We start from the raw sequence: 837 nt of genomic DNA, 5'->3' as shown, positions 1-837 counted from the left end.
TGGAGGTCCTCCGACGCATGAGCGAAGAAGGACTTTCATCCAACCAGGCCGCGGCGCTTTTTAACGTCAGGCGTCGCAGCCAAGTAGCAGAATGGTGGCGGCTGTATTCCGTCCACGGTGAATTAGCATTGCGACCCGGCTGGAAAGAAGAGCAGACGACTATGAAGAAGACGCGGCGCCAGTGCGCCGACGAAGAGGCACCAGCTGACGATCAGCGCAGCCGGGAGGAACTGCTACGCGATGTCCAGCAGCTTCGCATGGAGAACGCCTACCTAAAAAAAGCGCAGGCCTTGGTTCGAGCCAAGAGACGCTCAGTGCCCGTGAAAGGACGCTGATCGTGATCGAGCTAAGGCCTCATTTCCCGCTCTCCGGTTTGCTGCGGACTGCTGGTCTGCCACGCAGTAGCTTCTACTATCAACAGGAGGCTCTCAAGACCATCGACAAGCACTGCGATCTGAAGATCAAGATCCGAGAGATCTTTGACCGGCACCGGGGCAGGTACGGCTACCGCCGCGTAACCGCCGAGTTGAAACGGACCGGCTGGGCCGTCAACCACAAGACGGTTCAAAAACTGATGATCGCGATGCAACTGAAGTCGCTGGTTCGGCCCAAGCGTTACCAAGCCTTCGCGGGTGCAGTTTGCGAGACGGCACCCAACCATCTGCAGCGTGATTTCACTGCCGATCAGCCGAACGAGAAATGGGTGACGGACGTGACCGAGTTCAAGGTCAACAATCGAAAGCTCTACCTTTCGCCCGTGATGGACCTATACAACCGTGAGATCGTCTCGTACGAAATCGCGGAGCGCCCGTTGCCGTCCATGATCGAGAGCATGCT

At 57.6% G+C, this 837-nt stretch carries 2 protein-coding genes; both read left to right on the top strand.

Going from position 1 to position 837, the window contains the following annotated elements; all coding sequences use genetic code 11:
- On the top strand, positions 1-335 hold a 335-nt coding region (locus EJI01_RS28415), incomplete at its 5' end, for a helix-turn-helix domain-containing protein (protein WP_409513991.1).
- 2 nt (positions 336-337) lie between these two features.
- The coding region (locus EJI01_RS28410) for an IS3 family transposase (RefSeq protein ID WP_126840418.1) at positions 338-837 on the top strand (500 nt) is incomplete at its 3' end.

The sequence above is a fragment of the Variovorax sp. MHTC-1 genome (genome assembly GCF_003984645.1).
Classification (GTDB): domain Bacteria; phylum Pseudomonadota; class Gammaproteobacteria; order Burkholderiales; family Burkholderiaceae_C; genus Variovorax.
Note: the sequence above shows the minus strand (reverse complement) of the source record. Positions and strands in the feature narration are given on the sequence as shown.